Genomic DNA, 4,637 nt, shown 5'->3' on the forward strand with positions numbered 1-4,637 from the left:
TTATGAAAGTGATTATTTGGTGAAATTAAATCCAGTTATATGAAAATTGAGAATACTTTTTCAGCAAGCCCTATTTAGCGTATATTGGTTGGTATATGTTGTTTATAATTTTTATTCCGGTATATATGTTTTTGTTTATTCCTGTACGATTGGTCATTATAGGAGAAACAAAAGGAATTATTAAATCTATGGCATCCATGCAATGGGCTCTTATGCTTACCGTATTTGGATTAAGTCATCTAGCTTATTTTTTATCTCTACCTGTCAATATTGCAAACTTCAAAAATGGAGGGCAAGGACTTTTACTTTTTCTGGTTTTTATCACAGAGATCAATGACGTATTGCAATTTATCTGGGGAAAATTACTGGGTAAACATAAAATTACCCCAAGTGTAAGCCCAAATAAAACTTGGGAAGGTTTTTTAGGTGGTGTGATTAGCACTACAACAGTAGGTTATTTTTTAGGGTTTTTAACACCATTGTTAGATTGGCAAGTTATAGTAGCGAGTTTTATAATTGCTTGTACGGGTTTCTTTGGAGATATTGTTATGTCTGCTGTTAAAAGAGATTTGGGAGTAAAAGATACAGGAAATAGTATTCCAGGTCATGGAGGTATTCTAGATAGATTAGACTCGTTGACATATACCGCGCCTATTTTCTTTCACTTGGTTTATTATTGGGCATTTTAATGAAAAAGATAGTACTTATTCTCTGCTATTCCGTTATTGTTCGGAATTTTTTAAACATTATTGTTGGTGTAAAATTTTCTAAATCTAGTTTTCTAAAACAAGAAAAACAATTTATACTTATTGCCAATCACAACAGCCATCTCGACGCAATGTCTATTATGGCATCGTTGCCAAAATCAATGATTCATAAAGTCAAACCAGTTGCGGCGCAAGATCATTTTGGGAAAACGAAGTGGCAAACTTGGCTCAGTAATTATTTTATAAATGCATTACTTATTCAGCGAAAATCAGATAAAGACAATCCTGAGAATGATCCAATTTTCAAAATGAACAAAGCCCTCAAAGAAGGTTTTTCGTTGATCATTTTTCCAGAAGGTACTCGTGGCGAACCCAATTTACCCAAAGAGTTTAAGGCAGGTGTCGCTTTAGTGTTGATCGAAAACCCCCATATTCCATATGTTCCTATTTATTTAAAATCAATGGGGAAAGCAATGCCAAAAGGCGATAATCTAATTGTCCCACATGAAAGTGCAATCGTTTATGGTACTCCAGTGAAAATATCAAGTGATAATGTGACTGCTATTTTAAAACAGATGAAACAAGAAATAGAGGATTTAAATACACGTAATACATAAATTATAATGATATCAATCTATAATTTGAAACCTAAGTTTCAAGCACTATTAAAACCCGTTTTAGAACTTTTACATTCCAAAGGAGTTACGGCAAATCAAATAACAATCGCTTCTGTTCTTTGGTCTTTTTTAGTAGCAGCTTTCTTTTGGTTCGCAGATTCTAATTCTTATTTTTTCTTGGCACTTCCCATAGGTTTGTTTGTGCGTATGGCATTGAATGCTCTTGACGGCATGATGGCAAGAATTTACAAACAGCAATCAAAACTTGGAGAAATTTTAAACGAACTGGGAGATGTAATTTCAGATGTAGTTTTGTTTATACCGCTACTTAAATTCGAGCCCAATGCATTGTACTTCATAGTGATTTTTATTTGTATGAGTATCATCAACGAGTTTGCGGGAATATTAGCCAAAGTAGTCACAGGAGAGCGCCGTTATGACGGGCCAATGGGTAAAAGTGATCGCGCTTTTATGATTGGCTTCTATGGATTGCTGTGTTTCTTTGGGTACTATCACTATGCGTTTTCATCCTATATTTTCATTGCTTTAATAGCATTGGTAGGGCTAAGCACATTTACACGTTTAAAAAAGGCAGTAATATCAAATTAGTAACACTATGAACGTTAAAAGACCAGCAACTGAGCATACTTTTACAAGCCATGACGGGCAAGTTATATTTTATAGAAATTGGGCAGCAACTACGCAACAACCTGCGGATAGAGTTATAGTGTTATTACATCGCGGGCATGAACATTCAGGAAGAATTGAGCATATTGTCAATGAATTAAAAATGGACGACACTGCTTTTTTTGCATGGGATGTCCGTGGTTGTGGGCGTACCGAAGGGCCAAGAGGGTATGCGCCAAGTTTTATGACTTGGGTGCAAGATTTAGATGTTTTTGTACAACATATCAACAATCAGCATGCTGTTCCAGTTGAAAATATAGTTGTCATTGCTCAAAGTGTAGGGGCTGTAATTGCCGCTACTTGGGTACATGATTATGCGCCAAAAATTAAGGCATTGATTCTTGCTTCGCCTGCTTTTAGTGTTGATTTGATTGTCCCTGGTGCAAAGCAAGGAATTGCTTTGTATCAAAAATTCTTTGGAGAGTTCTTTGTCAAATCGTATGTAAAAGGAAAACAGCTAACACATGACCCAGAACGTGTAAAGTCCTATCATACCGATCCCTTGGTTGCGCTACCAATCGCATCTAATGTTTTGTTGGATTTGTATGCTGTTTCGGACAGAATCATTTCAGATGCAGGAGCAATTATTACACCTACTCAAATTTTAATTTCGGGGGCAGATGCCGTAGTAAGGGATAAACCACAACATCAATTCTTTGATGGTTTGAGCTCTGTTATCAAAGAAAAACATGTTTTGAACGGTTTTTTTCATGATACCTTAGGAGAATTCGATAGAAAAATACCTTTTGCTTTGATTCGTAAGTTTATTAATAAAGTAGAAAGTGATGCAACAAAGATAGACTTGTTAAATGCTGACAAAAAAGGCTATACTTATAATGAATATCAAAAACTATTAAAACCAAAGGCCTCTTCCTTTTGGAATGAAATAAGCTTTTCTTTGACGCGTACTTCTATGAGTTTAATAGGAAAACGAGCTTCAAAAGGAGTTAAGATTGGAGTAGAAACAGGTTTTGATTCGGGTAGCTCTTTAGATTATGTGTACTTAAATAAAGCGCAAGGCTTGGGGTTTTATAAAGCAATAGGGTTAGGAAAATTAATCGATCGAGGTTATTTAGATAGTATTGGTTGGCAAGGAATTCGTATTCGAAAACAAAATTTAGAAAAATTAATTGGTAAATATATTGCTGTTCTTCATGATAAGAATATCGAAGTACGCATCATGGATATTGCCTCTGGACATGGTAGGTATATTCTTGACGCTATTGTTCCTCATCGTGAAAAAGTTTCTTCGGTTTTATTACGAGATTATAGTGATATAAATGTCAAAGCAGGTTCAGAAATGATTGCAGAGAGAGAGCTAACAGATTTTGCCGAATTTAAAAATGCCGATGCTTTTTATGAGGAAGGAATTGCGAGTGTAAATCCCAAGCCTAGTATAGCTGTAGTCTCTGGTGTCTATGAATTATTCTCCGACAATCATTTGCTAAAGGCATCTTTAAGCGGGTTGAATAAAGCCATTGTAACAGGAGGATATTTAATTTATACGAACCAGCCATGGCATCCACAAGTAGAGTTAATTGCAAGAACGCTAAACAATCATCAAGGAAAAGGGCGCTGGGTTATGAGAAGAAGAACACAAGCCGAAATGGATCAATTAGTCGCTAATGCAGGTTTTGAGAAGATAGAGCAACTACAGGATCAATGGGGGATTTTCACGGTATCGGTGGCTAGAAAATTATAGAAATAAAGATGTCTCTTAAGGAAAAATATACCAACGACGAATCTCATTTTGTAACCAGAAGTATAACGTTATGTAGTATACTATTTCTATTTATTTTGCAAAGTATACTATTCATTAATCCTAATGGACGTTCTTGTTTAGGGCCTCCTGGTCTATTGCCATTTGCATTTCTTGGTTTACCATTGCTGTTTTTTTTATCAATAATTGATGTCATAGTTTTAATTGTATTAAAGGCTTTTCAATGGCAGAAACTTTTAATCAATTTTGGGATGTTCTTTTTTATTGTATTCTTTTTAATTTTGATTCTTCATGGATAAAGCGGTAGTACTTAAAATAAAAAGGATAGTAATTTTATTAGGTCTTTTTAGTATTGTTTTTTTTGTTTTATCCTGTAAAAAAGAGATAAAACAAATAGAAGTTTCAAGCCTAAAAGACACTGAAAATAGAGAGAATAAAGAAACTAATGAAGAAAATGATTCGGTTGTTGAATTTCCAAAAACTGGAAATAAAATAACTGATTTCGTTCTAGCTCCTTATGAAATACAGTATCAAGAAGAAGGACTTTTGGATGATGATGGACTAAAGGATGTTGTGATTGTTTTACAAGATAAAAATGATAACACAAGCAGTCGCCCTACGTTAGTACTTATAAAACAACCACAAGGAGGTTACAAACTTCAGGAAATTTCGTGGGTAGCCATTGGGCCTGAATATACAGCCGATGATTATAAAATATATAATGACGAGAGTGTAAGCATATCAAATAAAGAAATAATTTTTTCTATGTATGGTATGGGGGCAACTGGGAATAAGGAAACCCTCTACAAGTTTATAAACAATGAATTAATATTAATAGAGGTGTAAAGATAAATTCTTATCTTTCGTGAAAGAATTTTATTATGGAATCATTCAAAGGAGAAAGTA

General features: G+C 34.4%; 5 protein-coding genes. All 5 read left to right on the plus strand.

From position 1 onward, the window contains the following. The first annotated feature begins 83 nt into the window (after window positions 1-83). The 5 genes from H8R24_RS17760 (at window position 84) to H8R24_RS17780 (ending at window position 4,577) form a co-directional block, all read left to right on the plus strand. The gene (locus H8R24_RS17760) at window positions 84-689 is read left to right on the plus strand and encodes a phosphatidate cytidylyltransferase (protein WP_394354179.1); all 606 of its coding nucleotides are present in this window, start codon (window positions 84-86) and stop codon (window positions 687-689) included. Then, window positions 689-1,324 carry a lysophospholipid acyltransferase family protein gene (locus H8R24_RS17765; protein ID WP_187021773.1) on the plus strand — a complete coding sequence of 212 codons (636 nt, stop codon included), beginning with the start codon at window positions 689-691 and terminating at the stop codon, window positions 1,322-1,324. Before H8R24_RS17760 ends, H8R24_RS17765 begins: the two co-directional genes overlap by 1 nt. 6 nt (window positions 1,325-1,330) lie before the next feature. Beyond that, on the plus strand, window positions 1,331-1,933 hold the full coding sequence (locus tag H8R24_RS17770) for a CDP-alcohol phosphatidyltransferase family protein (RefSeq protein WP_187021776.1): 603 nt from the start codon (window positions 1,331-1,333) through the stop codon (window positions 1,931-1,933). 7 nt (window positions 1,934-1,940) lie between these two features. Further along, window positions 1,941-3,713, plus strand: coding sequence for a bifunctional alpha/beta hydrolase/class I SAM-dependent methyltransferase (locus H8R24_RS17775; protein ID WP_187021778.1), 1,773 nt, complete (start codon window positions 1,941-1,943; stop codon window positions 3,711-3,713). A 309-nt stretch (window positions 3,714-4,022) separates the two neighbouring features. Then, a complete protein-coding gene (locus H8R24_RS17780; protein WP_187021781.1) occupies window positions 4,023-4,577 on the plus strand; it encodes a hypothetical protein in 555 nt (184 codons plus the stop codon). Window positions 4,578-4,637: the final 60 nt, after the last annotated feature.

This window comes from Flavobacterium muglaense (assembly GCF_014305155.1).
GTDB lineage: Bacteria > Bacteroidota > Bacteroidia > Flavobacteriales > Flavobacteriaceae > Flavobacterium > Flavobacterium muglaense.

What these genes read in the sequence shown, in the direction of transcription:
- H8R24_RS17770 (WP_187021776.1), top strand. Translation starts at nt 1,331, where the DNA reads ATGATATCAATCTATAATTTGAAACCTAAGTTTCAAGCACTATTAAAA.
- H8R24_RS17765 (WP_187021773.1), top strand. Translation starts at nt 689, where the DNA reads ATGAAAAAGATAGTACTTATTCTCTGCTATTCCGTTATTGTTCGGAAT.
- H8R24_RS17780 (WP_187021781.1), top strand. Translation starts at nt 4,023, where the DNA reads ATGGATAAAGCGGTAGTACTTAAAATAAAAAGGATAGTAATTTTATTA.
- H8R24_RS17775 (WP_187021778.1), top strand. Translation starts at nt 1,941, where the DNA reads ATGAACGTTAAAAGACCAGCAACTGAGCATACTTTTACAAGCCATGAC.